Raw genomic sequence first — 26,403 nt, 5'->3', positions numbered from 1 at the left:
CGGCTCAGGCCTGCTGCCTGAGCCGGAGGATGAACACCGCGAGCTCGGATTGCCGCGACACCCCGAGCTTGGCAAAGACCTGGCGCAGCTGCGAGCGGGCGGTCTCGTGGCGGATGCCGAGGCTCGCGGCAGCCTGCACGAGGGAGCGCGAGCCGTCCATCTGGAGGGCGAGCCGGGCCTCCGCCGGAGAGAGCCCGAGCTCGGCCAGGCGGTCCTGCGCCCGGTGACCGGCGGCGGAGATCCGGCGCAGGACCACGAGGGCGAGGTGCTCGGGCACCAGGAGCCGGGCCATCCCGAGGACGCCGCGGAGATCCTGGCGCAGGCCGATCGCCGTGACGTGCCAGGCCTCCGCCCCCCCTGTCTCCGCCCCCGCGCTCACCGGCCCCGGCGGCGGCCCCGGGACCGGGCCGTCGCTGCAGGCGAGCGCCGCCTCGCGCGCCATCGCCGCGGCGAGGCCCGGAGGCCGGGCCTGGATCCGGTCCAGCGCCCCGACCCGCAGCACCTCGCCCTCGGCCAGCATCGCGTGCCCGGCGCGGCTCGCCTCGACGAGGCGCAGGTCCCGGGTCACCACGAAGGCCGGATCGGCCACCCGGTCGAGCAGCGTCTCCCCGGGCAGGCGGGCGGCGCTCGGCGGGAAGCAGGCCCGGTTGGTGTCGAGGGCCCGGCGCATCCGCGGGCCGATCCGCTCCATGACCGCCGCGAGGGACGGCAGGTCGCGCTCGGCCCGCGCCAGGTCGTGCTGCAGGTTCAGCACCGCCAGGCGGCCCTCGGCGTCGATGAGCTTGATCCCGCTCGAGGCCGTCATGCCGCCGAGGCGCGACAGCCAGTCGGTGTAGAACTCGGTGTGGCGCAAGCTCGAGACCGGCATCCGCGTCTCGGAATGCATCGCCACCAGGGCGGGCGTCGTCAGGATCACGGAGATCCACGGATTTACCGTGCCGTAATGCGCCTCGTAGGACTGGATCACGGCCGGATCCCAGCCCCAGGACACCAGGGGCAGCCCGGTCCCGGCGCCGGCATCGACGACCTGGAGCACCGGCCACACCCCGGGCATCAGCCGGCCGATCTCCGCCATCACGGCGTCCCACGCCCCCGGGTCGCAGGCGGCGTGGTCGACCGCGAGGCCGATCTCCTCGCTCACCCTGCGCACGCGCTCCGCCTCGCCCATCGCCGTCATCCCGCTGGCAAACGTCCGGGCCACCGTTCTGGGCTTTTCCCTGCCCCGCCACGGTGTCGGGCCGCACGCGCGGCTGCCCAGGATCACCGATTTCGCGCGTCGCGACAGCCTCTTCTTCGGGCATCGCGGCGCTTGCTCGCGGTGGCGCGCCCGACTAGGGTCCCGCCCGCCCGAAGACCCGGACGGCCAGGGGCCGGGCCGGGCCACTTCATCAGGACGTTTCTGGAGTCGACATCATGGGCTTTCTGGCCGACGCCCTCTCGCGCGTGAAACCCTCCGCCACCATCGTGATGACCCAGAAGGCGCGGGACCTGAAGGCCCAGGGGCGCGACGTCATCAGCCTGTCGGTCGGCGAGCCGGACTTCGACACGCCCGAGCACATCAAGCAGGCGGCGGTGGACGCGATCGCCCGCGGCGAGACGAAGTACCCGCCGGTCTCCGGCATCGTGCCCCTGCGCGAGGCGATCGCCAGGAAGTTCAAGCGCGAGAACGGGCTCGACTACAAGCCGAGCCAGACCATCGTCGGCACCGGCGGCAAGCAGGTGATCTACAACGCGCTGCTCGCCACCCTCAACCCGGGCGACGAGGTGGTGATCCCCCGGCCCTACTGGGTGTCCTACCCGGAGATGGTCGGGCTGTGCGGCGGCACCCCGGTCTTCGCCGAGACCACGATGGCGACGAACTTCAAACTCCAGCCCGAGGAGCTCGAGCGCGCCATCACGCCGAAGACCAAGTGGGTGATCCTCAACTCGCCCTCGAACCCGTCCGGCGCCGCCTACAGCCACGCCGAGATGAAGGCGCTGACCGACGTGCTGGTGCGTCACCCCCATGTCTGGGTGCTCACCGACGACATGTACGAGCACCTGGTCTACGGCGACTTCACCTTCGTGACCCCGGCCCAGGTCGAGCCGGCGCTCTACGAGCGGACGCTGACCATGAACGGCGTCTCGAAGTCCTACGCCATGACCGGCTGGCGCATCGGCTACGCCGCCGGCCCGGAGCACCTGATCAAGGCGATGGACTTCGTCCAGGGCCAGCAGACCTCGGGCGCCGCCACGATCTCGCAATGGGCGGCGGTCGCCGCCCTCGACGGGCCGCAGGACCACCTGGCGCAGTTCCGGGCCGCGTTCCAGACCCGGCGCGACCTCGTCGTGTCGATGCTCAACCAGACCAACGGCCTGCGCTGCCCGACGCCGGAGGGCGCGTTCTACGTCTACCCGTCCTGCGCCGAGCTGATCGGCAAGCGCACGCCGGAGGGCCGCGTGATCGAGACCGACGAGGATTTCGTGCTCGGCCTGCTTGAGGCGGAGGGCGTCGCGTCGGTGCACGGCTCGGCCTTCGGGCTGGGCCCCAACCTGCGCATCTCCTACGCGACCTCGAACCAGCTGCTGGAGGAGGCCTGCAGCCGCATCCAGCGCTTCTGCGGCTCGCTGCGCTGACGGCCGGACCGCCCTTCCCGGGCGGTCTCCCCCCACGAATCGACCCGGCCGGCCCGCGCCCGCCGGGTTTTTTCATGCGCGGGTCAACCGTCGCCGGCCGGCGCGTTTCGACGCAAGGTCGGCGCCCGCATTCGGGTTGCTCCGCCGGCCCGGTCTGGCTTACACGGGCCATCCTCGATGCCGGCGCGCCCGGAGGCGTCCGGAACCCATCCGGGCTGTGCGGCAAAGAGGTCGGCGATGACGGGGTGGGGCGGACCAGTTCTCTGCAACCCATTCCTGTGAGGCTCAGTGGGCCGAGCAGTCGCAGGAGCGTCACGGGTTCGGGGAACAGGAACCGCGGCCCTGGCGCATGGCCCACCAGACTTCGCGGATGCCGGCTCCCGGAGCGGGACGCCGCGCCCGGGACGGCCTGAGCCGCCCGTTAAGCATTGCGGCGCAAGAGTGCGGGACGCGCCGGAACCAGCGGCCGTCCTCGACATCCCGGGTCCCGACCAGCCATGTGGCGCCTCCTCACCGGCGGAATCAAAGTCATCATCGCGATCGCCGCCCTGACCACGGCCGCGAACTGGATCGCCCTGCGCGAGAAGGACCGGGCGCCGGGCCCGGCTTTGGCCGCCGTGACCGATCCGGCCACCACCGGCACCCTGGCGCCCCGCCGCGGCGACGCGCCCGCCCGCCTCGACCAGCGCGGCCTCGGCCGGCTGATGTCGGAGGCCTCGGGGGAGGCCAGGCGGCGCTGACGCGCATCGGCAAGATCTCTCGCAAGATCTCTCGACGGCGTCTGAGAGCCTGGTTGACTGCCGAGAAGAGTATTAGACAGACATGATCCATCCCATCTACGACCTCATCCTGAGGTGCTGGCGATCGAAGATCGCACGTGAAAGGAGCCTCGAAGGAGGGCTCCAGCAGGCTCAGTGATCCCTGGAGCCCTCCTTCGAGGTCAGTCGATCTTCAATCGACTGACACCTCAGGATGAGGTCGAGGGTGGGAAAAATTGTCCAGACACGTCAAACAGGCTCTGACATCCTGCGCGGCCCCGGAATGACGGTGGGGATATGAAATCCGCCGGTACGGTAACTTGATACAGTACGGCCTCACCGCTCCAGCACCGCCAGCCACCCGGGCACGCCCACCCCGTTCTGGCGCCGGATCTCCGCCGGCTCGAGCAGCGCCACCCGCAGCCCCGCCGCCGCCGCGTCCTCCCGAACGCTCTCGACGCCGTGGGCGTAGCGCCCGTCCGTGCCCAGCACGGTGCCGTGCGCGCCCGGATGGGACTGCACCGTGAAGGCGAACAGGCCGCCGGGCTCCAGCACCCGGGCAGTCTCCCGCAGGACCGGCCCGATCTCGCGCAGGTAGATGAACACGTCGGCCGCCACCGCGAGGTCGGCGCTCGCCGGGGGCTCACGGTCGAGAAAATCCCGCAGGTCGCCCTCGTGCAGGCGGGCGTAGCGGCCGCCGCGGCGGGCCTCGGCCAGCATGCCCGGGGAGAGATCGACGCCCGCGAGCGCGCCGGCCATCCCGTCGAGGGCCCGCGCCATCAGGCCGGTGCCGCAGCCGAGGTCGAGGATATGGGCGAACCGCGCCGCGGGCCCCCGCAGGCGCTCCAGCGCCGCCCGGATCAGCGCCGGGCCGCAATACCCTAAGCCCTCGACGAGGTGACGCTCGAAGCGGCCGGCATAGCCGTCGAACAAGGCCCGGACGTAGGCCGGCGAGATCACGTCCTCGTCCGCCTCGCCCAGTTCCGCGAGATGCAGGCGCGCGCCCAGCGCATCGTCCGGATCGAGGGCCAGCGCCTGCCGGAACGCCTCGGCCGCCGCTCCGCGGGTCGCCGGGTCGGCGGCGCGGGCGCGCCCGAGCAGCAGCCAGGCCGGGCCGTAGCCGGGGGCCAAGTCCAGCACCTGGGCGGCGAGGTCGGCGGCGGCGCTGCAATCGCCCTCGGCCAGGGCGGCCTCGGCCCAGGCGTAGCGGCGATCGGCGAGGAGGTCGCCGGAGGAGCGGACGGGCACGGGCATCGCGCGAGGGTTCCGGGGGCACGGGACGGATGGATCGGGCCGCCTATATACCCGTCTCCGCTGCCGACAGGCTGTCCCGGGAAATCCTCTGGACGAGAGTGGCGCGGGATCCCCTCTCCCGTGTGGGAGAGGGGTAGGGGTGAGGGTGACAGGCTTCACGATTTAGCTGGACCGTCACGCTGCCAGCACGACGGTTCGAGCATGCGTCAGAACCGTAGCACCCTCACCCCCGGCCCCTCTCCCACACGGGAGAGGGGGATCCCGTGCCTGATCCGTTCCCGGGATGGGCCTGACGCGGCCGCACAGTGGCTTCACCGCCAGCCGAGGATCAATGGCGTCGCGTCCCACCGATCTGCTCACCCTAACCCGCGAGGGGCTGTACTGCCCCCCGGGCGATTTCCACGTCGATCCGGTCCGCCCGGTGCCGCGCGCGCTCATCACCCACGGCCATGCCGACCATGCCCGGGCCGGCCACGGCGCGGTGCTGGCGACCCCTGAGACCCTGCGGATCATGGCGGTGCGCTACGGCGAGGAGTTCTGCCGGACCCGCCAGGAGGCGCGGCTCGGCGAGGCGATCCGCCTCGGCGGCGTCACGGTACGCTTCCACCCCGCGGGCCACGTCCTCGGCTCGGCGCAAGTGGCGATCGAGCAGGGCGGCTGCCGGATCGTCAATTCGGGCGACTACAAGCGGGCGCGCGACCCGACCTGCCTGCCCTTCGAGGTCGTGCCCTGCGACGTGTTCATCACCGAGGCCACCTTCGGCCTGCCGGTCTTCCGCCACCCGGTCGCCCGCGACGAGGTGAAGAAGCTCCTCGACTCGGTGCGGCTCTTCCCCGAGCGCACCCACATCGTCGGCGCCTACGCGCTCGGCAAGGCGCAGCGGGTGATGGCGCTCCTGCGCGAGGAAGGCTTTTCCGAGCCGATCTACCTGCACGGCGCGATGGAGAAGCTGACCGAGCTCTACCGGCGCGAGGGGATTCCGCTCGGGGAGACGGTCAAGGTCGTGGCGGCGGAGCGGCCGAAGCTCGGCGGCCGGATCGTGATCTGCCCGCCTTCCGCGATCCAGGACCTGTGGTCGCGAAAATTCCCCGATCCGGTCACCGGCTTCGCCTCGGGCTGGATGCGGGTGCGGGCCCGCGCGCGGCAGAAGGGCGTCGAGCTGCCCCTCGTCATCTCCGACCACTCGGACTGGGACGACCTCTGCCGCACCATCCGGGACACCGGCGCCGGCGAGGTCTGGGTCACCCACGGCCAGGAGGATGCGCTCGTCCACTGGTGCGGCACGCAAGGGATCCGCGCCAAGCCCCTGCACATGCTGGGCTACGGCGACGAGGGCGAGGCGGAGCCCGAGCCCCAAGGTCCCGAGCCCCAAGGTCCCGAACCTCAGGGAGCGGAGAGCGCCGCGTGAACGACTTCGCCCACCTCCTCGACCGCCTCGCCTACGAGCCGCGGCGCAACGCCAAGCTGCGCCTGCTCCAGGACTTCTTCCGCCACACCCCTGACCCGGACCGCGGCTACGCGCTCGCCGCCATGACCGGCTCCTTGAGCTTCCGCGAGGCCAAGCCCGGCCTGATCCGCGGCCTCGTCGAGGAGCGGGTCGATCCCGTGCTCTTCCGGATGTCGTACAACTACGTCGGCGACCTCGCCGAGGCGACGGCGCTGATCTGGCCCGGAAGGGACGACTCGGGACGGAGCGACGCCCCGGGGCCCGGCCACAACAACCCGCCGGTCCCGACCCTGTCCGAGGTGGTCGAGGCCTTGGGCACCATCGGCAAGGGCGAATTGCCGGCGCGCCTCGCCGCCTGGCTCGATGCCCTCGACGAGACCGGGCGCTGGGCGCTCCTCAAGCTCATCACCGGGGAGTTGCGGGTCGGCGTGTCCGCGCGGCTCGCCAAGACCGCGGTGGCGAGTCTCGGCGGGCACGAGGCCGACGCGGTCGAGGAGGTCTGGCACGGGCTGGCCGCGCCCTATCCGGAGCTGTTCGCCTGGGTCGAGGGCCGGGCCGGCCCGCCGGAATCGGTCAACCCGGCGCCGTTCCGCCCAGCCATGCTGTCGCACCCGATCGAGGAGGAGGCGGATCTCGACAAGCTCGACCCGGAGGCCTTCTCGGCCGAGTGGAAGTGGGACGGCATCCGGGTCCAGCTCGCCGGCGGGCGCGACCGCGACGGCAGGCAGATCCAAAAGATCTACTCGCGCACCGGCGAGGACATCTCCGGTGCCTTCCCGGACCTCGCCGAGGCGATCACCTTCTCGGGGGCGCTCGACGGCGAACTCCTGATCCTGCGCGAGGGGCGGGTGCAGAGCTTCAACGTCCTGCAGCAGCGCCTCAACCGCAAGGCGGTGACCGGCAAGCTCCTGCAGGACTTCCCGGCCCATGTCCGCGCCTACGACCTCCTGGCCGAGGGCGAGGAGGACCTGCGGCCCTTGCCCTTCGCCGAGCGCCGGGCCCGGCTCGAGGCCTTCGTGGCCGGGCTGGATCACGCCCGCATCGATCTCTCGCCGGTGGTGCCCTTCGCGGACTGGCCTGCCCTCGCGGCGGCCCGGGCCGATCCGGCCTCCGTCGGGGCCGGGCCGGATGCCGACGCGATCGAGGGCGTGATGCTCAAGCGGCTCACCAGCGCCTACCAGCCTGGCCGGCCGAAGGGCCCGTGGTGGAAGTGGAAGCGCGAGCCCTACCTCGTCGACGCGGTGATGATGTACGCCCAGCGCGGCCACGGGAAGCGCTCGTCGTTCTACTCCGACTACACGTTCGGGGTCTGGCGCGAGGCGCCGGACGGGGCCGAGGAGCTGGTGCCGGTGGGCAAGGCCTATCACGGCTTCACCGACGAGGAGCTGGGCAAGCTCGACCGCTACGTCCGCAACCACACCACCAAGCGCTTCGGCCCGGTGCGGGAGGTGGAGTACGGCGTCGCCAAGGGGCTGGTGCTCGAGATCGCCTTCGAGGGCGTGCAGCGCTCGACCCGGCACAAGTCGGGCGTCGCGATGCGCTTTCCCCGCGTCAGCCGCATCCGCTGGGACAAGCCGCCGGCCGAGGCCGACCGGATCGACGTGCTGGAGCGTATCCTCGCCCGCGGCGAGAAAGAGGTTCACCCCGGACGGGAGATCGCCCGATGAGACGCGTCGAGATGATCGCCCAGGGGGCCGTCACCCGCCAGGCCACCGGACGCCTCGCGGTCGATACGAAGGGCCAGGGCTTCACCGAGATCACCGACGCGGTCGCGGGCTTCGTCCGCGAGGCGGCCTTGCACCAGGGCCTGCTCACCGTGTTCTGCCGCCACACCTCGGCCTCCCTGACGATCCAGGAGAATGCCGACCCGGACGTGCGCACCGACCTGATGACCGCCCTCGACCGGCTGGCGCCGCGAAACGAACCTTACGTTCACGGCATCGAGGGCCCGGACGACATGCCGGCGCATATCCGCACCCTCCTGACCGATGCGGCGCTGACGATACCCCTCGTCGACGGGCGGCTGGCGCTGGGCACGTGGCAGGGGATCTACCTGATCGAGCACCGCGACCGGCCGCACCGGCGCGAGATCGTGCTGCACCTCGTCGGGACCTGACGATCCGGCACGCTCCGGGCTGCGGACCCGCGGGCGGGAACCGATACTCCGGAGGGGCATTAGCCGGGGCGATCCCGTCGCGAGGTGCCGGCATGACCCAGCAGATCCCGATCGGCCCCGAGGCCGTGGCCGACGAGCCCGCCGGCCCGGACGGCACCCATGCGCTCCGGCCGGACCTCGCCTATCAGCGCCACGCCATCGTCAACGTCGCGTATCTGGGCGCCCCCGGCGCCGGCGACCGCGGCTGGGTGCTGGTCGATGCCGGGATCATGGGGTCGCGGGGTGCGATCGAATCGGCCGCTGCCGCCCGCTTCGGCGCCGGGGCCCGGCCGGCCGCGATCGTGCTCACCCACGGCCATTTCGACCATGTCGGCGTGCTGGAGGACCTGGCCGGGGCCTGGGACGCTCCGGTCTGGGCGCATCTGCTCGAGCGCCCCTATCTCGACGGCAGCGCCGCCTATCCGCCGCCCGACCCGAGCGTCGGCGGCGGCCTCGTCGCCCGGCTGTTGCCGCTCTTCCCGACGAGCCCGGTCGATGTCGGCGCCCGCCTGCGCCTTCTCCCGGAGGACGGCAGCGTGCCGCCGCTGCCGGGCTGGCGCTGGATCCACACGCCCGGCCACGCGCCCGGCCACGTCTCGCTCTGGCGCCCGGCCGACCGGACCCTTATCGCCGGCGACGCCTTCGTCGCCACGGCGCAGGAATCGGTCTACGCCGTCGCCGTGCAGGCGCCCGAGATGCATGGGCCGCCGCGCTACCTCACCACCGACTGGGAGAGCGCCGGGCGCTCGGTCGAGGCCCTGGCGCAGCTCGAGCCCGAACTGGCGCTGACCGGCCACGGCCGGCCCCTGCGCGGCCCGGGCCTGCGCCACGCCCTCCACCAGCTCGCCCGCGACTTCGCGGCGGTGGCGGTGCCGCCGAAGGGCCGATACGTCGAGGCTCCGGTGCGCCCGGGCGATCCCGCGGCGACGCGAAAGCCCTGAGCGCCGGCTGTCCCCGCTCTCCACACCGCGCCGGGGACGCACGAACGCGGCTTGACCGAGACGGCTTCGCCGTGGCTTGTTCACGTTATGTTCTAACGTGAGTCGCCGGGCCGGCGGCGTGCAGCGGTGAGCCGAACAGCCATGAGCCAAGAGCCATGACCCATGAGCCGGCAGAGCGACGGGAGGCGAGGGGCCCCGGCGTCGAGACGATCGCGGCCGCCTACCTCATGGCAGCCGGGGGCGACGCCGCCCTGGCCCTGCGGCGGGCGATCGCCGACGCGCTGGCCGATCTCGGCGAGGCCGAGCGGCGCACGCGCCAGCGCGACCGGCTGATCTCGCGGGGCTACGTGCGGGCGGGGCCGGTCGGGGGCGAGTGAGGGGCGGGTGCGCGCCGGCACCTCGACCGCCCGCCCACGGGAGTATCCCCGTCGCCATCAGTCAGGACATGAGCCCAGGACGCCAGTCATGCAGACCGACACGCCCAGTACCGTCCCGTCGACCCGTGCCGACCTGATCCGCTACGACATCCGCCGCGACCGCGACGGCTGGACCGTCTACGACGTGCGCTCCGGCGAGATCGCGGTCATCGACGGGGTGCTGCAGGTCGGTCTCGACATGGACGAGGCCGACGCGGTCGCGGACGCCCTGAGCGCCGACCGTCCGCGCGCCGCGCCGGGGCACGCCCTGCACGCCTATGCGTGGTTCCACGCTCCGGCCCGTCCCTGACGGGCAAGGTCGCGAGGCCGTCCTCGCCTCAGGGCCGGAAGCCCTCGAACACCATCTGGTCGGCATGCGCCCGCGCCAGCTTCACCTGCGCCTCGTTGCGCACGGTCCAGGTCATCACCGGCATACGGCCGAGGAGGCGGCAGAGGTGAGTGGCGGCATTCGGCAGGTCGTCGACGCGCCAGGACAGGAAGTCCGGCCGGCTGTCCGCGACATGCAGGAGGTTCGCGAGGCCGTGCCGCGCCGCCTCGGTCAGGTGGGCGTAGGCCGGGTCCTCGTGCCGGCTCTCGGCGACGATCCCGCGCGGCAGGCCGGGGCTGAGCTCGGCGAGCGCGCCGACGATGACGGGGTCGAACGACTTCAGCGCCACCGGGCCGTCATAGGCCGCCACGATCTCGGCGGTGCGGCGGGCGAGCGCCAGGTCGCCGTCGTGCCGGGTCTTCACCTCGACGATCAGCGGCGTGCGGCCGGCGATCCGGGCGAGGAAATCCCCCAGCGTGGGGACGCGCTCGGCGCTGCCCAGCACCGTCAGCCGCCCGAGATCGGCGGCGTCGCGCTCCCGCACCAGGCCGTCGGCGCCGGTGAGGCGGCCGAGGCCGGAATCGTGGAAGACCATCGCCTCGCCGTCCCGGCTGAGCTGGACGTCGCACTCGATCGCGTAGCCGCCGGCGATCGCGGCCTCGGCCGCCGCGATCGTGTTCTCGGGGAGGCCGGCCGCGCGGTCGTGCAGGCCGCGATGGGCGATCGGGCGGGCGGTCAGCCAGCCGGGGGCGAGGCGGTCGGTCATGTCTCAGCGGACCTCGAACATCCCCTCGACCTCGACGACGGCGTCGAGGGGAAGCTCGGCGACGCCGATCGTCGAGCGGGCGTGGCGGCCGCGCTCGCCCAGCACCTGCACCATCAGGTCGGAGGCGCCGTTCATCACGCCGGCCACCGCCGAGAAGCCCGGTGCCGCGTTGATGAAGCCGCCGAGCCGCAGGCAGGACACCACCGCCTCGTCGAGGTTGCCGGCGGCCGAGCGCAGCTGGGCCAGCACGTTGAGGGCGCAGTGGCGCGCCGCCTCGGCGGCGGCCTCGGGCGAGACCCCGGCGCCGACCTTCCCCTTGTGGGCCGGGTCGATCTGGCCGTTCGGCCCAAAGGGCAGCTGGCCCGAGACGATGACCAGGTTGCCGCTGCGCCGGAAGGCGACGTAGTTCGCCACGGGTGCCGCGGCCGGCGGCAGGGCGAGGCCGAGTTCCTTCAGGCGGTCGAGGGTCGCGCTCATCTGTCTGGTCTCCCCACCGGGCCCGCCCGGGGCTTGGGCCCGCGGAACGGCGCCGGTCCGTCGGCGCGCGGCCCCTTCACGGCGGCCGCTCGCGGTCTGTGCCCCGAAAGGACGAGCGACCGCAAGCCTCGCCGCAACCCCGCCCCTTCCGTCATAATCGCCCTGCGGCGTTGACAGGGCGTCCTCGTTCCATAGTATCCGCGCGCGTGCCGCCCTTCGAGGCGGCGCTTTGTTTTTCGGTCGACCGAACCCTCGACCGCGATGGAGACGAGATCGTGACCTCCTCGCTGCTGCCGACCTACGCCCGGGCCAAGGTATCCTTCGAGCGCGGTGAGGGCGCCTGGCTCGTTGCCCGAGACGGCTCGCGATACCTCGATTTCGGCGCCGGCATCGCGGTCAACTCCGTCGGTCACGGCCACCCGCACCTGGTCGCGGCGCTCACCGAGCAGGCCCAGAAGGTCTGGCACGTCTCGAACCTGTTCGAGGTGCCGGAGGCCGAGCGGCTGGCCCAGAGGCTGACCGAGGCGAGCTTCGCCGACGTGGTGTTCTTCGCCAATTCCGGTGCCGAGGCCAACGAGGCCTGCATCAAGATGGCGCGCAAGTACCACGCCGCCGGCGGCCACCCGGAGCGCTACCGGATCGTCACCTTCGAGGGCGCCTTCCACGGCCGCACGCTCGCCACCATCGCGGCCGGCGGCCAGCAGAAATACATCGAGGGCTTCGGCCCGAAAGTCGACGGCTTCGACCAGGTGCCGTTCGGCGACCTGGACGCCCTGAAGGCCGCGATCACCCCCGAGACCGCCGCCCTGATGATCGAGCCGATCCAGGGCGAGGGCGGCCTGCGCGTCGTCCCGCACGAGTGGCTGCGCACCCTGCGCTCGCTCTGCGACGAGCACGGCCTGATGCTGATCATGGACGAGGTCCAGACCGGCATCGGCCGCACCGGCAAGCTCTTCGCCCACGAATGGTCGGGCGTGACGCCCGACATCCTGTCCTCGGCCAAGGGCATCGGCGGCGGCTTCCCGATGGGGGCGTGCCTGGCCACCGGCGAGGCGGCGCGCGGCATGGTGGTGGGCACCCACGGCACCACCTTCGGCGGCAACCCGCTCGCCATGGCGGTGGGCAACGCCGTGCTCGACATCATCCTGGCCCCCGGCTTCCTCGACCACGTGCGCCGGACCGGCCTGCTCCTGAAGCAGCGCCTCGCCGCGCTCAAGGACCGCCACCCGGACGTCGTCGAGGAGATCCGCGGCGAGGGCCTGATGACGGGCCTGCGCCTCGTCGTCCCCAACACCGACTTCGCCGCCGCCGCCCGGGACGAGCACCTGCTGGTGATCCCGGCCGGCGACAACGTCGTGCGCCTCCTGCCGCCGCTGATCATCGGCGAGGCCGAGGTCAACGCGGCGCTCGACAAGCTGGAGGCGGCCTGCGCCGCCATGGAGACGAGGGGCCGGAGGGCCGCCGAGTGATGAACGCGCCCGTGAAGATCGCGCCGGGGCCCCGGCACTTCCTCGACCTCACCGACTTCTCGAAGACCGAGCTGCGCACCGTCCTCGACGCCTGCGCCGACCTGAAGCGCCGCCGCCGCAAGGGCGAGCCGCCGGCGGAGCGGCCGCTCGCCGGCAAGTTCCTGGCGATGGTGTTCGACAAGCCCTCGACCCGCACCCGCGTCTCGTTCGACGTGGCGATGCGCGAGCTCGGCGGCGAGACCCTGATGCTGACCGGCCGCGAGATGCAGCTCGGCCGCGGCGAGACCGTCGCCGACACCGCCCGCGTCCTGTCGCGCTACGTCGACGCGATCATGATCCGGATCCTCGACCACGGCATGATGCTGGAACTGGCCGAGTACGCCACCGTGCCGGTCATCAACGGCCTGACGAAGGATTCGCACCCGTGCCAGATCATGGCCGACGTGCTGACCTTCGAGGAGCATCGCGGGCCCATCAAGGGCCGCACCGTCGCCTGGTCGGGGGATGCCAACAACGTGCTGGCCTCCTGGGCCCACGCGGCGGCACGCTTCGACTTCCGCCTCAACGTCGCCTGCCCGCCGGAGCTGCCGGTGCCGGAGAGCCTGATCGCCCGCGCCAGGGCCGAGGGCGCGGAGCTGACCGTGACCACCGACCCGTTCGAGGCGGTGGCGGGGGCCGACGCGGTCGTGACCGATTGCTGGGTCTCGATGGGCGACGAGGACGAGGCCTACCGCCACAACCTGCTGATGCCCTACCAGGTCAACGGCCGGCTGATGGCGGCGGCGGCCAAGGACGCGGTGTTCATGCACTGCCTTCCGGCCCATCGCGGCGAGGAGGTCACCGCCGAGGTGATCGACGGGCCGCAATCGGTGGTCTTCGACGAGGCCGAGAACCGGCTCCACGCCCAGAAGGGCATCCTGGCCTGGTGCCTCGGCGCCGTCTCCTGAACGACCTCGTCCGGCGATCACCTCTTCGAAAACATCGCCCGGGCCTCCATATGTGGGAGTACGCCGGTCTCTCGCCGCGGCGTCTCCCGCCCCTCGCTCCGCCTGCCCGCCCCCCTGCCGCGGGCATGCGCCGCGGCCATGCGGAAGGCGCCTCGCCGGGAGACCTTCTTCATCCTGCGTGTGAGCCGGCGCGTCAGCCTTGCCGGCGGCGGTGAGAGCATGTCCGATTTGTCCCTTTCTCAGGCCTCCGAGGGCCGCGACGACGCGATCCTGCCCTTCGCGGTCGAGCCCCTCGACGTGCGCGGCCGCGTCGTGCGCCTCGGCCCGTCCGTCGACACCATCCTGCGCCGCCACGGCTACCCGGATCCCGTCGCGCGCCTCCTCGGCGAGGCCGCGGCCCTGACGGTGCTGCTCGGCTCGTCGCTGAAGTTCGAGGGCCGGTTCCAGCTCCAGACCAAGTCCGACGGCCCGGTCGACATGGTGGTGGTGGATTTCGAGGCGCCCGACCGGGTGCGCGCCACCGCCCGCTTCGATGCCGGGCGGGTCGCCGAGGCCGGCCCCCGCGCCGGCACGGCGCAACTCCTCGGCCACGGCCACCTCGCCATGACGATCGACCAGGGCTCGGCCCAGAGCCGCTACCAGGGCGTGGTGGCGCTGGAGGGCCAGGGCTTCGAGGAGGCGGCGCACCAGTATTTCCGGCAGTCGGAGCAGATCCCGACCCGGGTGCGGCTGGCCGTCGCCGAGCAGGTCGAGGGCGCCGGCGCGGCGTCCGGGAGTGCCTGGCGCGCCGGCGGCCTCCTGGTGCAGTTCCTGCCCCACTCGCCCGAGCGGGCGCGGCTCGCCGACCTGCCGCCCGGCGACCTGCCGGAGGGGCACACCCGCCTCGACGACAGCCAGCCGCAGGAGGACGACGCCTGGGTCGAGGCGAAGTCCCTGATCGCCACGATCGAGGACCACGAACTCGTCGATCCGACCGTGTCGAGCGAGCGCCTGCTCTACCGCCTCTTCCACGAGCGCGGCGTGCGGGTGTTCGAGGCGCAAGGGGTGCACGAGGCCTGCCGCTGCTCGCGCGAGCGGGTGATGGGGATGATCGGCCGCTTCTCCGAGGAGGAGCGTCGCGACATCGTCGGCGAGGACGGCCGCATCGGCATTACATGCGAGTTCTGCTCGCGGCACTACGACCTCGACCCGGCCGAGGTCGAGGCTGAGATCGCCGCCGCCAAGGCCTGACGCCGCGAAAGCGGGGGCGGGCGGGAACATTTCGTAGCGCAACCGACTCTTAGTGCGCCCGTCCGTGTCGGGCGTCACCAAGTCGGAGCCGTCGATGTCCCGCCCCCTCCTCGCCGCCGCGTTCCTCCTCGTCGCCGGCGCCAGCGCCGGCCTGGCGCAGGACGCGAGCGGCCCCAAGACCGGCCCAACCCCCGTTCCGGGCGCCCCCGCCACCCTCGCCAACGACCTGCGGCCGACCTTCGTCGCCCAGGAGCCGACCGATCTCGTCGCCTCGAGGCTGGTCGGCCAGAGCATCGTGAACGGCGCCAACGAGACGATCGGCTCGATCGCCGACATCGTGCTCGGGCCGGATCTCGCGGTGAAGTCCTACGTCGTCGGCGTCGGCGGCTTCCTGGGCCTCGGCACCAAGTACGTCTCGGTGGCGAAGGAGGCGCTGCAGGTCAGCCGGGTCGACGACAAGACCCTGAAGGCGGTGATCAACACCGACAAGGACCAGCTGCGCGCTGCGCCGGAATACGTCTATCTCGGGCAGCAGCCCGACAAGGCCAAGGCCGACGCCCAGAAGACCGACCCGAAGGCCGACGTCCCGGCCGCCACCGGCACCACCACGACGCAGCCCGCGCAGCAGTAGGCCCGTCTGGCGGGGCGGCGGCGTGCATGGCACGCTGCCGCCCGGTTCACTGCCGGACGCCTGAATGCCCCTCGACCTCTATCTCGGATTCGTCGCCGCGACGATGGTCCTGATCCTGATCCCGGGACCGAACGTCGCCCTCATCGTCGCCAACAGCGTGGCTCATGGCAGCCGCTACGGCCTCGTCACCGTGGCGGGCACCAGCGTGGCGCTGACCATCCAGCTCGCCCTCACGGTCGCGGGCCTCTCGGCGCTGCTCGGCATGATGGCGACGTGGTTCGAGGTGCTGCGCTGGTTCGGCGTCGCCTACCTCGCCTGGCTCGGCCTGCGAGCCTGGCGGGCACCCCCGGTCGACCTGGCGAGGACCGCACCGGAGCCTCGCGCCGCCCGGGCGATCGCGCTGCGGGGATTTCTGGTGGCGCTGACCAACCCCAAGACGCTGCTGTTCTTCGGCGCGTTCCTGCCGCAATTCGTCAGCCGCGATGCCGAGCCCTTGGGCCAGCTCGCCCTTCTCGCCGCGACGTTCCTCGTCCTGGCGATCGGGTTCGATGCGGTCTGGGCGCTGCTGGCGGGCCGGGCCCGCGTGATGCTGGCGCGCGGACGCTGGCGCAACCGGCTCACCGGCGGGCTGCTGGTCGGGGCCGGCCTCGGGCTGGCCCTGGCGCGCCGGCCGTGATCAAGACACGACGAAAGCCACAGGCCGGACGCCCCTCTTGTACGGCTTCCGCTTTATGCATTCGAGAAAGATAAAGCGATTCTCCCCTCTCCCGTGTGGGAGAGGGGATCTCGCGCTTCACTCGTCCTCAGAACGGTTCAAGCGGAATGCGTATCACTGCTGCGCCGCGAAGAACTTCAGGTCCAGGGCCGACAGGGCGAGCAGCGGCGCCGGCATCACCACGCCGGCACGGCGGATCGATTGCGCGGCGGCGCGGCAGGCCGGCAGGTCGTTGGCGCCGGCCGCGGCGTCGACCGCCGCGACCTGCTCGGGGCTCGGTCCCTTCTGGGCCGGCGCGCCGGCCGGGGCGGGGGCGGCCTGGGACTGGGCCTGGGCCTGACCCTGCGGGCCGGACGCGCCGGGCCCAGTCTGGGCGACCGGGCCGCTCAGGCCGGATTTCTGCTGCGTCTCGCCGGCGCCGGCGCTCGGCTGCTGCGCCGCGCCCCGGTCGGGGGCCTGCACCGCGGCTGTGGCGGGCTGCCCTCCGGCCGCGGGGGCGGGGTCCGGCGCCTTGGGGTGCACGAAGGCGACGAGCTCCTGGCAGAGATCCGCGGGCCGCTTCGGCTGCGCGGCCCCGGCATCCTGCGCCTGGGCCGCCCCGAGACCCGCCGCGACTCCGGCGAGGGCGAGGCCGATGCGGATCACGATGCTGTTTCGGCTCACGAGCCCGCCTCCGCCTTGTGGCCGGCCTTGCCCGGCTCCTTGATGTCGCCGGTCCAACGCGGGCCGACGAGGTTGGTGCCCGGATCCGAGACCCGGGCGCCGGAGGTGGCGAAGGCCTGGTAGGCGAAGCGCTGGTTCTCGGCGAGCAGGAAGCTCGCCCCAGTCGCCAGGACGACCGCCGCCACGACGGCGATCAGGAAGGCTTTCATCGCTGTCTCCGCACCCGCTACATTCCACTCACGTCATTCCGCCGGAACCTGGCCACGGCCGAGCTGCGGCCCGCTCGCGGTCTTGGCCTGCTGCTCCTTGACCCAGAGGTCGTGGTGCACCTTGGCCCAGGCGAGGTCGACCTCGCCGCTGCCCATGGCGTCGTAGGCGCCCTCCATCCCGAGCGAGCCGATGTAGATGTGGGCCAGGATGCCGGCGATGAACACCACGCCGATCAGCGAGTGGATCACCTGCATGATCTGCATCCCGTTGATGTCGGTCGCCGCGAACGGGAAGATCATCATGATGCCGGTGGCGCCCATGGCGAAGCCGAAGCCGACCACCATCCAGAAGACCATCTTCTGGCCGGCATTGAAGCGGCCGGCGCTCGGATGCGCGTCGCCGAGGAGGCCGCCGCCCTGCTTGAGCCAGATCCAGTCGATCTTGCCCGGGATGTTGTCCTTGATCCAGAGCACCAGCATGAACAGCACGCCGAGCATGAACGGCCAGGCGAGATAGATGTGGGCGTACTTGCCGTACTGCGCCAGGGTCGCGAACGCCTCGGGCCCGATCAGCGGCATCAGCAGGCGCTTGCCGAAGATGTAGTTGAGGCCCGACAGCGACAGTACGATGAAGCAGGTCGCGGTCATCCAGTGCGAGAAACGCTCGAAGCTGTTGAAGCGCAGGATCTTCTTGCCCGATTCCTCGCTGTGCTCGAGCCGGATGCGCCCGCGGGTGAAGTAGAAGAGGCCGAGCGCGACGATCATGCCGAGCACGGCCAGCGCCCCGATCCACGGCATCCAGGATTCGCGGAACTCGCGCCATTCCCGCCCTTGAGGCTGGATCAGGTTGGCGGCGGTGGCGTTCGGGATCGAGATCCGGCCGTGGATCTTCGGGTCCTGCTTGAACAGCATCTCCTCGTTGACCGAGGAGGCGGTCGGGTTCGGGGCGCCGTCCGGCGCGCGCACCTGCGCGACGGCCGGAACCGTCAGCGCGAGCGTCGCCGCCAGGAGGAAGAGGGAGGTGAGCCTGCGCATCGGCATCGTTTCCTCAGATCGCGATCGTCTCGCGGTAGGCCGTCTTCCAGCCCCAGGCGCCCGAGCCGTAGCCGCGCTTGATCACCCGCTCCTTGTAGATCTGGGCGATCATCTCGCCGTCGCCGGCCAGCAGCGACTTCGTCGAGCACATCTCGGCGCAGAGCGGCAGCTTGCCCTCCGCCAGCCGGTTCGAGCCGTACTTCTCGTACTCGGCGACCGAGAGGTCGACCTCCGGGCCGCCCGAGCAGTAGGTGCACTTGTCCATCTTGCCGCGGGAGCCGAAGTTCCCGACCCGCGGGTATTGCGGCGCCCCGAACGGGCAGGCGTAGAAGCAGTAGCCGCAGCCGATGCACAGGTCCTTGGAGTGCAGCACCACGGCGTCCGCCGTGGTGTAGAAGCAGTTCACCGGGCACACCGCCGCGCAGGGCGCGTCGGTGCAGTGCATGCAGGCCATCGAGACCGAGCGCTCGCCGGGCTTGCCGTCGTTCAGGGTGATGACCCGGCGACGGTTGATGCCCCACGGCACCTCGTGCTCGTTCTTGCAGGCGGTGACGCAGGCGTTGCACTCGATGCAGCGGTCCGCGTCGCAGAGGAACTTCATTCGCGCCATGAGGATCCCCTCCCTTTACGCCGCGCTGATCTGACAGAGGGTCACCTTGGTCTCCTGCATGCCCGTCACGGGATCGAAGCCGTAGGTGGTCACGGTGTTCACGCTCTCGCCGAGCACCACCGGGTCGGCGCCCTTCGGGTAGTGCTCGCGCATGTCCTTGCCCTGGTACCAGCCCGAGAAGTGGAACGGCATCCAGGCGACGCCCTTGGCGACGCGGTCGGTGACCAGCGCCTTCACCTTGGCCTTCGCGGTGTTCTCCGGACCGTAGACCCAGACGAACTGCCCGTCCTTGATGCCGCGCTCGGCCGCGTCCGCCGTGTTGACCTCGACGAACATGTCCTGCTGCAGCTCGGCGAGCCAGGGGTTCGAGCGGGTCTCCTCGCCGCCGCCCTCGTACTCGACGAGGCGGCCCGACGACAGGATGATCGGGAACTGCTTGGCCACCCCGCGGTCGACCGCCGCCTTCTGCACCGAGAAGCCGACATTCGGCATGCGGAACTGCCGCTCGTCGGGCCGCGTCGGGTACTTGGCGACGAGGTCGGGCCGGGGCGAATAGACCGGCTCGCGGTGGACCGGCACGGGGTCGGGCAGGTTCCAGGCATTCGCCCGCGCCTTGCCGTTGCCGAACGGGATCACGCCGTGGTCGAGGCAGACCCGCTGGATCCCGCCCGACAGGTCGGTGGCCCAGCTGACCGCGTCCGGGTTGTTGCCGCCGATCCGCTGGATCGTGGCGAGCTCGTCCGCCGTCAGGTCCTTGTCCCAGCCGAGCTTGCGGAACACCCCGAAGGTGAACTCGGGATAGCCGTCCGTCAGGTCGGAGCCCTTCGAGAACGAGTCCTCGGCGAGCAGCGTCTGCCCGTTGCGCTCGGTGCCGAACCGGGCCCGGAAGGTGCTGCCGCCCTCCTTCACGTGCAGCGACGTGTTGTAGAGGATGTGGGTGCCCGGATGCTTCAGCTCCGGCTTGCCCCAGCACGGCCACGGCAGGCCGTAATAGTCGCCGCCCACCTCCGGATCGTCCTTCGGCGCCCGCAAGGTGACGAGGTCGAACTTGTGCTGGTTCTTCATGTGCGCCTTCAGGCGCTCGGGGCTCTGGCCGCAATAGCCCGTCGACCAGCCGCCGCGGTTGATCTCCCGCAGCAGGTCCTCGGCGACCGGCACGCCGTCCACGACCTTGACGTTCTTGAACATCTTGTCGGCGAAGCCGAGCTTCACCGCCATCCGGTAGATCACCTCGTAGTCGTTCTTCGACTCGAAGGCCGGCTTCACGATCTGCTCGCCCCACTGGATCGAGCGGTTCGAGGCGGTGCGCGACCCGTCCATCTCGAGGGAGGTGCAGATCGGCAGGAGGTATGTGTTGTCCCGGCGCGCATCCATCGCCGCGAAGGTGGTCGGGTGCGGGTCGGCGACGACGAGGAGTTCGAGCTCGGCCATGCCCTTCACCGCCTCGGGCATCCGGGTCACGGTGTTGCCGCCGTGTCCGAACACCATCATGGCCTTGAGCGGCGTGCGCTGGTCGACCTGGTCGGCCGGCAGGCTGACGGCGTCGAACCACCGGGTCGAGGTCAGCCCGGGGGTCTCCATGTTCTCCTTGCGCGAGCGGGCCTTGCGGCCGGCGCTGGCCGGCACCTCGTCGAAGCGCGACTGCAGCCAGTCGTACTCGACCTCCCAGACCCGGGCCCAGTGCTTCCACCCGCCCTCGACGAGGCCGTAATAGAGCGGCAGCGTCGTCACATCGAGGCCGAGATCGGTCGCGCCCTGGACGTTGGTGTGGCCGCGGAAGATGTTGGCGCCCGTCCCCGGCTTGCCGACATTGCCGGTGGCCAGGCACAGGATGCAGAGCGCCCGCACGTTGGCGGTGCCGACGGTGTGCTGCGTCGCGCCCATGCACCAGATCAGCGTCGCCGGCTTCTCCTTGGCGAAGAGCTCGGCCACGCGCTTCAGCTGCTCGCCCGGCACGCCGGAGACCCGCTCGACCTCGTCGGGCGTCCACTTGGCGACTTCCTTGCGGACGTCGTCCATCGCGTAGACGCGGCTCTTGATGAAGTCCTTGTCCTCCCAGCCGTTCTGGAAGACGTGCCAGAGGATGCCCCAGATCACCGGGATGTCGGTACCCGAGCGGATGCGGACATACTCGGTGGCGTGGGCCGCCGTGCGGGTGAAGCGCGGATCGATGACGATCATGTTGGCGCGGTTGATCTCCTTGCCCGACAGCACGTGCTGCATGGAGATCGGGTGCGCCTCGGCGGGATTGCCGCCGAGGATGATCATCGTCTTGGCGTTGCGGATGTCGTTGTAGGAGTTGGTCTGGGCGCCGTAGCCCCAGGTGTTGGCGACCCCCGCCACCGTGGTCGAGTGGCAGATACGGGCCTGATGGTCGACGTTGTTGGTGCCCCAGAACGCCCCGAGCTTGCGGAACAGGTACGAGGCCTCGTTGGTGAACTTGGCCGAGCCGAGCCAGTAGACGGAATCCGCGCCCGACTTGTTGCGGATCGCCTGGAGCTTGTCGGTGATCTCGGTGATCGCCTGGTCCCAGGAGATCCGCTGCCACTCGCCGTTCACGATCTTCATCGGGTAGCGCAGGCGGCGGTCGCTGTGGACCAGCTCGCGGATCGCCGCGCCCTTGGCGCAATGCGCCCCGCGGTTGATCGGGCTCGCCCAGGACGGCTCCTGGCCGACCCAGACGCCGTTGACGACCTCGGCCGTCACCGTGCAGCCGACCGAGCAGTGGGTGCAGATGTTCTTGCGGATCACCGCCTGGGCCGGATCGGCGGACGCACCGGCGGCCTGGGCCTGACGCACCGCGCCGAGCCGCACCGTGCCGAGGGCCGCGAGGCCGCCGGCGGCGAGCCCCGATTTTCGCAGGAAGCCGCGGCGGTCGAGGGTGTGGGCGGTGAGGCCCGCGGCGAGGGCCTGGTGGCTGCCGCGGGCCGCGACGCCGCTCCTGCGCTTGGTCAGCATGCCGGTCTCACTTCTTCAGCGTCTCGTAGCCGTTGGTGCGGTAGAAGGCCTTCACGTGATCGGTCTCGCGGTAGCGCGACCGGGTCTCGGTATTGCCCGGGTCGTAGGCCTGCGCCTCGGTGGGCGTCAGCGGCACGGCGGCGACCGCGGCCGCCGCCGCGGCGGTGCCGCCGCCCAGCGTGCGGAAGAACTGCCGCCGTCCGATTCCGGTGTCGTCCTTCCGGGTCTCGTCCTCATGCCGCATCGCGGCTCTCCTCTCGTTCCGTCTGGCCATCGTCGCCCGCACGCGCCTCACGCCCGACATGGTCTCCGGGTTGGCTCACGCCTTCAGCAATCAGGTCGGCCTACGCCTCCATGGCGAAGGCCTCCGTCTCGACCGTCGTGAACACCTCGCCGAGTTCCCCGACCGCACGGTAGAACGGCGTGGCCGCCTGCGCCGCAACGTCGGTGAAGAAACGCCCGATCCAGGGCTTCAGGTGCCGCTCGAAGAAGCGGTGATCGGCCCCGTCCTCGGCCGGCAGGCGCCTGGCGGCGAGGTTCGCCATCACCTCGAGCAGGGTGGCGGCATGGTCCTCCGGCTCGCTCGAGCCAGGATCGCGCTCGAGTCCCAGCGCCGCGAAGTCCTGGCGCACCCGGGCGAGCGGCCGCTCATTGAGGAAGCCGGTGAGGTAGTAGGAGGCGTAGGGCATGATCAGCCCGCGCCCGACGCCGATGAACAGGGCGAAGTAGTCGCGGCCCACAGCGCGCGGATCGGTCTCGCGGGCAGCCCGGCCGAGGGCGGCATGGGCCTGGCCGAGGGGCGATGCGTCGCCGTCGAGCCCCTGCAACGCAGTGATCAGGTCCGGGGCCGGCGCACGGCCGAGAACGGCCGCCAGGAGATCGTATTCCTGCGCGCGCAGAGCGTCGATCTCGTCGACCGGATCGGGCTCCTTACTCACCATCACCTCGCGCAACGCGCTCCCACCCTTCGGTGCTGCCGGCTCTTGGATCTCTCCATCATTTGGAGGACGCCGTGCTCCGCGCCCGCACCATAGCCAGGATTCGCTAGGGCGCAATTCGACTTTCTAATGCTTCAAATCGGCAGCGCCCCGCCATGGCGTCGCAGGTGGGGCGGGGAGGGGGGCAGGGGCTCCGGTTCGCGGGCGTCAGGCGAGAGCCGCGGGATCCCCTCTCCAGGCGATGCCGGGCTTGCCCGGTATCGCTCCAGGGTGTGGGAGAGGGGTAGGGGCGATCGAAGATCGCGCGAGGGTGGAGACGGTTCAGGACCAAGCGCTGAACGTCCCGCTGCCGGCACGACGGTGAGAGCTCCACACTGAAGCGCGTCACCCTCACGCGGGTCTTCAGGCCCGTGCGGGATCTTCGATCCCCCAACCCCTCTCCCAGACGGGAGAGGGCGGCTGCCGGCGCTCATCTCGTCCTGGTCGGTGTGGTCGGGAGCGTCTTCCTTCTCCTCACTCCCGAACACCCGCTCCACCATCGCCCGCACGTCCTCGGCCGAGATCGCGCCGCCGGTCCCCGGCACGCCGCCGGGGGTGTTCCAGTCGTAGGCGTATTCGCGCGCCTCGCTGACGAAGTCGCGGATCGCCGGGTCGACCGACCACATCCGGCGCAGGGCCGCGTTGCGCAGGGCCCGCGGCACGCCGGCACGCAGGAACGGCGTCAGGTCGGTCGCGGCGGTGAGCGTGGCGAGGGAGGGGAGCTGCGCCAGCTCCTCGGGGCTCAGCGAGCCTTCGTCCTCGGCGGGCGCGGCCTCGGCCGAGGTCGGCACCGCCGCGTCGGGCGCGTCCGGCGGAGCCGCCACCGGCCGGCGCGCCTCGTCGCGCTTGCGGCGCGACCAGCGGGTGAGGAAGCCGTCGCTCATGGTTCCTCCCGGCGCCGCACGCCGGTTCCTTGATTCGCACCTTGCCGCGCCAGGGCCTCCGGGTCGGCGCGGTCGCGCTTGCGCTTGTGGAAGACCCGCTCGACGTGGAACGCCCGGTAGAACGCCCCGACCTCGGCCTGGATCTCGGGCGGCATCGGCACCGCCTCGACGATCTCGCCGATGCCCTCGGCCAGCGACTCGCCCTCGTAGGGGTCGGCCGTGACGGTCGCGACCGCGTAGGTCTCCGGCGCCGTCTCGCGCAGGGCCACCCAGAGCGAGGGCTGGGCCGCCGCGAGGTTGTCGCCGTAATGGGCGGTCTCGGCCGGGTGCAGCTCGACCTCGTAGGAGCCGGCGTAGAAGGTCTCCTCGTCCTCCGAAGCCGAGAGGCGGGTCCAGGGCGCGGTGCCGGGCAGCCCCGGCAGCACCGCCACGGGCAGCCAGGCGTGGCTCGCCCATTTCCCCTTCAGCCTGCGCTTGGCGACGACGACCCCGACCGGGATCAGCGTGGTGCTCATCAGGCTTCTCCCGTCTGGATGACGGGAAGGCCGGCGATCAGGTTCTGCGGCTTCATCGTCACGATCCGGTCCGGATTCATCGCGAGCAGGAGGTAGACCGGCCGGTCGCCGACGCGCGGATCCGCCCGGGCGGGATCCTGGATCGTCAGCCGGAACAGCGCGATCACCCGCTCGGCCATGCCGGCGTCGATGGCCTCGCCGCGCCACAGGGCGTTGCCGATGCGCGTGCCCTCCTGGTCGAGCCCGACGAACCAGCGCCAGTCCTTGTCCTCGATCGCGGCGAGCGGCGCGACCGCGACCTCGACCGCGAGCAGGTGGCGCACGAAGGCCTCGATCGCCCGGGCCAGCCCCTCGCGGCTCCTCGGGTCGGAGCCGAGGTTGAGCGCCATGCTGAAGGCGTCCGACCGGCTCCAGTAGGTCCAGGCGTTGTCCGAGGTGAGCACGTCGAGCTCGGAGACCGGCTCGCGCCCGAGCATCGCCACGAGCGGCGACTGGCGCCCGGCCCCCTCCGCCTCGTCGATCAGCTCGGCATCGGCCAGCAGCAGCGACCCGTCCGTCACCGAGGCCCGCTGCGGGCGGAAGAACAATTCGGCGGCGCGCAAGGTGTAGGGGTCGTCGCAGCCGTCGAGGGCATTGCGCAGGATCAGGTGGACGAGCTGGTTGAGGAAGAGCGGCGGCGTGCCGGCGGTGCCCCGGCGGACGAGGTCGAGATAGGCCGCCTCGACCGAGCGGGCGCCGAGCAGGCGGTCGCGGAAGGCCAGGATCATCGCCCAGTTCTCCCGCGCGTCGGGGTCGGCGAGCGCCGCCACCTCGGCGGGGGAGACCGGCCGGCGAGGCTCCCGCATCAGCGCGGCGTGGAGCGCCCGCTCGGCCGCGCAGGCCTCCTCCGGCGGCACCAGCTCGGGCCGCGCCAGATAGGCCAGCAGCAGCTCGTCGGTGATGCTGAGGCCGCCGCCCTCGTCGCGCCGGGTGAGGTGGTGGCCGCTCGAGACCCAGAATTCAGGCATGACGGGCTTTCATCAGGGTTTCCCGCATCAGGGCGTCCCGTATCAGGGCTTCGCGTTCAGCAGGCCCGCGAGGTCGACCCGCTCCTCGGGCTCCTCGTCGGTCTCGTAGAAATCGAAGGCGCGGGCATAGGCGTGGCGCCGGTCGGCGCCGGGCGTGGCGCCCTCCCGTGGGCGCAGCGCCCGGAAGCGCTCGCGGATCTCGCCGTCCTCGACCGTGCGGTGCAGCGCCAGCACGGTGCCGACCGGCGGGCCGCACAGCGATTCCGCCACCGCGATCTCCTCCCGGGCGGCGGCCAACGCGCTCTCCCGGTCCGGCGCGCCGAGGCGGGTCTCAAGCTGGGCAGCGAGCGCCGCGGTCGCGGCCTCGCGCTCCGCCTCGCTCGCCTCGCTCACCACCACCAGGGTCGAGAAGCCGAAGGAGTCGATGCCGAGGAAACCGGCCCGGAACGCCGCCCGCGCCTTGCCGGTGAGCGCGGCCGGGTCCTCGTCGAGAAAGAGGAAGCTGCCGGTCACCGCCCATTCGCCGGGCGGCGCGGCGTGGGCGAAGACCAGGGTGTCGGACGGGTCGAGCCTCAGGGTGCGGGGGAGCTTGGTGCGGGGGAGTGTCGGGCTCACAGGCGCGGGCCTCCCCTGATGGGGTCGAACCAGCCGGTGCCATCGAGGCGAAGAGGCCGGTCGGCCGTCTCGAGATAGGCCCTCGCGTGCACCACCGCCGCATCGGGCCCGTCCTCGGCCCAGAGCGAGAGGCCGCGCAGCAGGTGGCGGGCGAAGCTCTCGGCAAGGGCATCGCCGCAGTCCGGCGGAAACCCTTCCTCCTCCAGCGAGGTCGAGTCGGGGGTGTGGCCGGGATCGCCGGCGTCGCGCTTCGAGGCGATCAGCATGCCGGAGAAGACCAGCCAGTCCGGCACCGCGTCCTCGGGGCAGGCATCGGGCCAGGCCAGGCGGCCGCCGCCGAGGCGGGCGCGGTCGAAGAACAGGGTGCCGCCCGCGTCGAGGATCACCGGCTTGTCCGGCGGGGCGTGGCTGCCCACCGCCTCGACGAGCGCGGCGAGGCCGACGAGCCCGACGCGGCGCGCGGACGCCAGCGGCTCCTCGGGCGCCAGAACCACCGCGAGGTCGACCCTGTCGGTCCGCGCGCCGACGACGAGCGTGCCGGGCGCCTCGCCGTCGGCGCGGGCGAGCGCGCAGGCCCGATCATGCGCCGTCTCGCCCGCGTCCGGCAGGCGCAGCGGCCGGAAGGCGGGGGGGAGCATCAGGCCGGAGGAGTCCGCGAGGATCATGAGGAAGATGGCACTGGCCTGCGCGCACGTGTCGGGTCGTTCTTTTTAATGGCTCCTATATAGCGCGGAACCAGTGAACAAGGGGCATGACGCCCCAGGGGGCGGCGGTGTCCCG

The 26,403-nt window shown here is 71.7% G+C and carries 29 protein-coding genes; 13 read left to right on the top strand and 16 right to left on the bottom strand.

The genetic code is table 11. The annotated features are described in order from the left end of the window. Positions 1 to 4: 4 nt before the first annotated feature. Positions 5 to 1,201, bottom strand: a complete 1,197-nt coding sequence (locus tag EU555_RS24080; RefSeq protein ID WP_135417758.1) for a helix-turn-helix transcriptional regulator — start codon at positions 1,199 to 1,201, stop codon at positions 5 to 7. 212 nt (positions 1,202 to 1,413) lie between these two features. Between EU555_RS24080 and EU555_RS24075 the strand changes: the two genes are divergently transcribed. After that, positions 1,414 to 2,616 carry a pyridoxal phosphate-dependent aminotransferase gene (locus EU555_RS24075; RefSeq protein WP_135417757.1) on the top strand — a complete coding sequence of 401 codons (1,203 nt, stop codon included), beginning with the start codon at positions 1,414 to 1,416 and terminating at the stop codon, positions 2,614 to 2,616. A 497-nt stretch (positions 2,617 to 3,113) separates the two neighbouring features. Next, positions 3,114 to 3,356 carry a hypothetical protein gene (locus EU555_RS24070; protein ID WP_135417756.1) on the top strand — a complete coding sequence of 81 codons (243 nt, stop codon included), beginning with the start codon at positions 3,114 to 3,116 and terminating at the stop codon, positions 3,354 to 3,356. A gap of 354 nt (positions 3,357 to 3,710) precedes the next feature. Here the strand turns inward: EU555_RS24070 and EU555_RS24065 are convergent, their stop codons facing one another. Beyond that, a complete protein-coding gene (locus EU555_RS24065; RefSeq protein ID WP_135417755.1) occupies positions 3,711 to 4,628 on the bottom strand; it encodes a class I SAM-dependent DNA methyltransferase in 918 nt (305 codons plus the stop codon). Positions 4,629 to 4,959: 331 nt separating this feature from the next. On the opposite strand from EU555_RS24065, the gene EU555_RS24060 reads away from it, so the two are divergent. From EU555_RS24060 to EU555_RS24035, 6 genes are all read left to right on the top strand, one after another. Continuing rightward, complete coding sequence (locus EU555_RS24060; RefSeq protein WP_135417754.1) at positions 4,960 to 6,036, top strand: ligase-associated DNA damage response exonuclease; 1,077 nt, start codon at positions 4,960 to 4,962, stop codon at positions 6,034 to 6,036. Then, positions 6,033 to 7,742 carry a cisplatin damage response ATP-dependent DNA ligase gene (locus EU555_RS24055; protein WP_135417753.1) on the top strand — a complete coding sequence of 570 codons (1,710 nt, stop codon included), beginning with the start codon at positions 6,033 to 6,035 and terminating at the stop codon, positions 7,740 to 7,742. Before EU555_RS24060 ends, EU555_RS24055 begins: the two co-directional genes overlap by 4 nt. Then, positions 7,739 to 8,191, top strand: a complete 453-nt coding sequence (locus EU555_RS24050) for a secondary thiamine-phosphate synthase enzyme YjbQ (RefSeq protein ID WP_135417752.1) — start codon at positions 7,739 to 7,741, stop codon at positions 8,189 to 8,191. The genes EU555_RS24055 and EU555_RS24050 overlap by 4 nt, the downstream gene beginning before the upstream one ends. 92 nt (positions 8,192 to 8,283) lie before the next feature. Next, positions 8,284 to 9,171 carry an MBL fold metallo-hydrolase gene (locus EU555_RS24045; RefSeq protein ID WP_135417751.1) on the top strand — a complete coding sequence of 296 codons (888 nt, stop codon included), beginning with the start codon at positions 8,284 to 8,286 and terminating at the stop codon, positions 9,169 to 9,171. 155 nt (positions 9,172 to 9,326) lie between these two features. Continuing rightward, positions 9,327 to 9,548 carry a hypothetical protein gene (locus EU555_RS24040; protein ID WP_135417750.1) on the top strand — a complete coding sequence of 74 codons (222 nt, stop codon included), beginning with the start codon at positions 9,327 to 9,329 and terminating at the stop codon, positions 9,546 to 9,548. An 88-nt stretch (positions 9,549 to 9,636) separates the two neighbouring features. Further along, positions 9,637 to 9,897, top strand: coding sequence for a hypothetical protein (locus EU555_RS24035; RefSeq protein ID WP_245524460.1), 261 nt, complete (start codon positions 9,637 to 9,639; stop codon positions 9,895 to 9,897). A 28-nt stretch (positions 9,898 to 9,925) separates the two neighbouring features. Here EU555_RS24035 and EU555_RS24030 read toward each other — a convergent pair whose 3' ends face one another. Both EU555_RS24030 and EU555_RS24025 read right to left on the bottom strand, forming a co-directional pair. After that, positions 9,926 to 10,681 (bottom strand): glycerophosphodiester phosphodiesterase family protein, encoded by a 756-nt coding sequence (locus EU555_RS24030; RefSeq protein ID WP_135417749.1) that lies wholly within the window; start codon positions 10,679 to 10,681, stop codon positions 9,926 to 9,928. A 3-nt stretch (positions 10,682 to 10,684) separates the two neighbouring features. Beyond that, the gene (locus EU555_RS24025; RefSeq protein WP_135417748.1) at positions 10,685 to 11,158 is read right to left on the bottom strand and encodes a RidA family protein; all 474 of its coding nucleotides are present in this window, start codon (positions 11,156 to 11,158) and stop codon (positions 10,685 to 10,687) included. A gap of 275 nt (positions 11,159 to 11,433) precedes the next feature. On the opposite strand from EU555_RS24025, the gene EU555_RS24020 reads away from it, so the two are divergent. The 5 genes from EU555_RS24020 (at position 11,434) to EU555_RS24000 (ending at position 16,111) form a co-directional block, all read left to right on the top strand. Then, positions 11,434 to 12,627 carry an aspartate aminotransferase family protein gene (locus tag EU555_RS24020; RefSeq protein WP_135417747.1) on the top strand — a complete coding sequence of 398 codons (1,194 nt, stop codon included), beginning with the start codon at positions 11,434 to 11,436 and terminating at the stop codon, positions 12,625 to 12,627. Next, positions 12,627 to 13,574, top strand: a complete 948-nt coding sequence (gene argF / locus EU555_RS24015) for an ornithine carbamoyltransferase (RefSeq protein ID WP_135417746.1) — start codon at positions 12,627 to 12,629, stop codon at positions 13,572 to 13,574. The genes EU555_RS24020 and argF overlap by 1 nt, the downstream gene beginning before the upstream one ends. 219 nt (positions 13,575 to 13,793) lie before the next feature. Continuing rightward, a complete protein-coding gene (locus EU555_RS24010; RefSeq protein ID WP_135417745.1) occupies positions 13,794 to 14,804 on the top strand; it encodes an Hsp33 family molecular chaperone in 1,011 nt (336 codons plus the stop codon). Positions 14,805 to 14,898: 94 nt separating this feature from the next. Then, on the top strand, positions 14,899 to 15,435 hold the full coding sequence (locus tag EU555_RS24005) for a PRC-barrel domain-containing protein (protein ID WP_135417744.1): 537 nt from the start codon (positions 14,899 to 14,901) through the stop codon (positions 15,433 to 15,435). Positions 15,436 to 15,499: 64 nt separating this feature from the next. Further along, positions 15,500 to 16,111: a LysE family translocator gene (locus EU555_RS24000; RefSeq protein ID WP_135417743.1), complete on the top strand. Its 612-nt coding sequence runs from the start codon at positions 15,500 to 15,502 to the stop codon at positions 16,109 to 16,111. A gap of 153 nt (positions 16,112 to 16,264) precedes the next feature. Here the strand turns inward: EU555_RS24000 and EU555_RS23995 are convergent, their stop codons facing one another. From EU555_RS23995 to EU555_RS23940, 12 genes are all read right to left on the bottom strand, one after another. Beyond that, entirely contained in the window at positions 16,265 to 16,813 is a 549-nt protein-coding gene (locus tag EU555_RS23995) for a hypothetical protein (protein WP_135417742.1), read from the bottom strand. Beyond that, positions 16,810 to 17,022: a hypothetical protein gene (locus tag EU555_RS23990; protein ID WP_135417741.1), complete on the bottom strand. Its 213-nt coding sequence runs from the start codon at positions 17,020 to 17,022 to the stop codon at positions 16,810 to 16,812. The genes EU555_RS23995 and EU555_RS23990 overlap by 4 nt, the downstream gene beginning before the upstream one ends. A 33-nt stretch (positions 17,023 to 17,055) precedes the next feature. Next, entirely contained in the window at positions 17,056 to 18,057 is a 1,002-nt protein-coding gene (locus EU555_RS23985; RefSeq protein ID WP_135417740.1) for a formate dehydrogenase subunit gamma, read from the bottom strand. Between the two features lie 13 nt (positions 18,058 to 18,070). Then, a complete protein-coding gene (gene fdh3B / locus EU555_RS23980) occupies positions 18,071 to 18,667 on the bottom strand; it encodes a formate dehydrogenase FDH3 subunit beta (protein WP_048442646.1) in 597 nt (198 codons plus the stop codon). A gap of 15 nt (positions 18,668 to 18,682) precedes the next feature. After that, positions 18,683 to 21,625 (bottom strand): formate dehydrogenase subunit alpha, encoded by a 2,943-nt coding sequence (locus tag EU555_RS23975; protein WP_135417739.1) that lies wholly within the window; start codon positions 21,623 to 21,625, stop codon positions 18,683 to 18,685. A gap of 7 nt (positions 21,626 to 21,632) precedes the next feature. Further along, the gene (locus tag EU555_RS23970) at positions 21,633 to 21,869 is read right to left on the bottom strand and encodes a formate dehydrogenase (protein ID WP_135417738.1); all 237 of its coding nucleotides are present in this window, start codon (positions 21,867 to 21,869) and stop codon (positions 21,633 to 21,635) included. A 100-nt stretch (positions 21,870 to 21,969) separates the two neighbouring features. Next, entirely contained in the window at positions 21,970 to 22,452 is a 483-nt protein-coding gene (locus EU555_RS23965) for a TorD/DmsD family molecular chaperone (RefSeq protein ID WP_425375146.1), read from the bottom strand. Positions 22,453 to 22,697: 245 nt separating this feature from the next. Next, complete coding sequence (locus EU555_RS23960; protein WP_135417736.1) at positions 22,698 to 23,486, bottom strand: DUF3306 domain-containing protein; 789 nt, start codon at positions 23,484 to 23,486, stop codon at positions 22,698 to 22,700. Beyond that, positions 23,483 to 24,001, bottom strand: coding sequence for a DUF3305 domain-containing protein (locus EU555_RS23955; RefSeq protein WP_135417735.1), 519 nt, complete (start codon positions 23,999 to 24,001; stop codon positions 23,483 to 23,485). Before EU555_RS23955 ends, EU555_RS23960 begins: the two co-directional genes overlap by 4 nt. Then, a complete protein-coding gene (locus tag EU555_RS23950; RefSeq protein ID WP_135417734.1) occupies positions 24,001 to 25,008 on the bottom strand; it encodes a DUF6352 family protein in 1,008 nt (335 codons plus the stop codon). Before EU555_RS23950 ends, EU555_RS23955 begins: the two co-directional genes overlap by 1 nt. A 42-nt stretch (positions 25,009 to 25,050) precedes the next feature. After that, a complete protein-coding gene (locus tag EU555_RS23945) occupies positions 25,051 to 25,623 on the bottom strand; it encodes a DUF6505 family protein (RefSeq protein WP_135417733.1) in 573 nt (190 codons plus the stop codon). After that, positions 25,620 to 26,261 carry a biotin/lipoate--protein ligase family protein gene (locus tag EU555_RS23940; protein WP_245524459.1) on the bottom strand — a complete coding sequence of 214 codons (642 nt, stop codon included), beginning with the start codon at positions 26,259 to 26,261 and terminating at the stop codon, positions 25,620 to 25,622. Before EU555_RS23940 ends, EU555_RS23945 begins: the two co-directional genes overlap by 4 nt. Positions 26,262 to 26,403: the final 142 nt, after the last annotated feature.

This window comes from Methylobacterium nonmethylotrophicum (genome assembly GCF_004745635.1).
Classification (GTDB): domain Bacteria; phylum Pseudomonadota; class Alphaproteobacteria; order Rhizobiales; family Beijerinckiaceae; genus Methylobacterium; species Methylobacterium nonmethylotrophicum.
Note: the sequence above shows the minus strand (reverse complement) of the source record. Positions and strands in the feature narration are given on the sequence as shown.

Excerpts from the sequence above, each read along its gene's own strand:
- EU555_RS23955 (WP_135417735.1), bottom strand. The coding sequence starts at position 24,001 with ATGAGCACCACGCTGATCCCGGTCGGGGTCGTCGTCGCCAAGCGCAGG.
- EU555_RS23975 (WP_135417739.1), bottom strand. The coding sequence starts at position 21,625 with ATGCTGACCAAGCGCAGGAGCGGCGTCGCGGCCCGCGGCAGCCACCAG.
- EU555_RS23990 (WP_135417741.1), bottom strand. The coding sequence starts at position 17,022 with ATGAAAGCCTTCCTGATCGCCGTCGTGGCGGCGGTCGTCCTGGCGACT.
- EU555_RS23940 (WP_245524459.1), bottom strand. The coding sequence starts at position 26,261 with ATGCTCCCCCCCGCCTTCCGGCCGCTGCGCCTGCCGGACGCGGGCGAG.
- EU555_RS24060 (WP_135417754.1), top strand. The coding sequence starts at position 4,960 with ATGGCGTCGCGTCCCACCGATCTGCTCACCCTAACCCGCGAGGGGCTG.
- EU555_RS24030 (WP_135417749.1), bottom strand. The coding sequence starts at position 10,681 with ATGACCGACCGCCTCGCCCCCGGCTGGCTGACCGCCCGCCCGATCGCC.
- EU555_RS24040 (WP_135417750.1), top strand. The coding sequence starts at position 9,327 with ATGACCCATGAGCCGGCAGAGCGACGGGAGGCGAGGGGCCCCGGCGTC.
- EU555_RS24010 (WP_135417745.1), top strand. The coding sequence starts at position 13,794 with ATGTCCGATTTGTCCCTTTCTCAGGCCTCCGAGGGCCGCGACGACGCG.
- EU555_RS24065 (WP_135417755.1), bottom strand. The coding sequence starts at position 4,628 with ATGCCCGTGCCCGTCCGCTCCTCCGGCGACCTCCTCGCCGATCGCCGC.
- EU555_RS23970 (WP_135417738.1), bottom strand. The coding sequence starts at position 21,869 with ATGCGGCATGAGGACGAGACCCGGAAGGACGACACCGGAATCGGACGG.
- EU555_RS24005 (WP_135417744.1), top strand. The coding sequence starts at position 14,899 with ATGTCCCGCCCCCTCCTCGCCGCCGCGTTCCTCCTCGTCGCCGGCGCC.
- EU555_RS24000 (WP_135417743.1), top strand. The coding sequence starts at position 15,500 with ATGCCCCTCGACCTCTATCTCGGATTCGTCGCCGCGACGATGGTCCTG.
- EU555_RS23950 (WP_135417734.1), bottom strand. The coding sequence starts at position 25,008 with ATGCCTGAATTCTGGGTCTCGAGCGGCCACCACCTCACCCGGCGCGAC.
- EU555_RS24050 (WP_135417752.1), top strand. The coding sequence starts at position 7,739 with ATGAGACGCGTCGAGATGATCGCCCAGGGGGCCGTCACCCGCCAGGCC.
- EU555_RS24045 (WP_135417751.1), top strand. The coding sequence starts at position 8,284 with ATGACCCAGCAGATCCCGATCGGCCCCGAGGCCGTGGCCGACGAGCCC.
- EU555_RS24025 (WP_135417748.1), bottom strand. The coding sequence starts at position 11,158 with ATGAGCGCGACCCTCGACCGCCTGAAGGAACTCGGCCTCGCCCTGCCG.
- EU555_RS24035 (WP_245524460.1), top strand. The coding sequence starts at position 9,637 with ATGCAGACCGACACGCCCAGTACCGTCCCGTCGACCCGTGCCGACCTG.
- EU555_RS23960 (WP_135417736.1), bottom strand. The coding sequence starts at position 23,486 with ATGAGCGACGGCTTCCTCACCCGCTGGTCGCGCCGCAAGCGCGACGAG.
- fdh3B (WP_048442646.1), bottom strand. The coding sequence starts at position 18,667 with ATGGCGCGAATGAAGTTCCTCTGCGACGCGGACCGCTGCATCGAGTGC.
- EU555_RS24070 (WP_135417756.1), top strand. The coding sequence starts at position 3,114 with ATGTGGCGCCTCCTCACCGGCGGAATCAAAGTCATCATCGCGATCGCC.
- EU555_RS24075 (WP_135417757.1), top strand. The coding sequence starts at position 1,414 with ATGGGCTTTCTGGCCGACGCCCTCTCGCGCGTGAAACCCTCCGCCACC.
- EU555_RS23985 (WP_135417740.1), bottom strand. The coding sequence starts at position 18,057 with ATGCGCAGGCTCACCTCCCTCTTCCTCCTGGCGGCGACGCTCGCGCTG.
- argF (WP_135417746.1), top strand. The coding sequence starts at position 12,627 with ATGAACGCGCCCGTGAAGATCGCGCCGGGGCCCCGGCACTTCCTCGAC.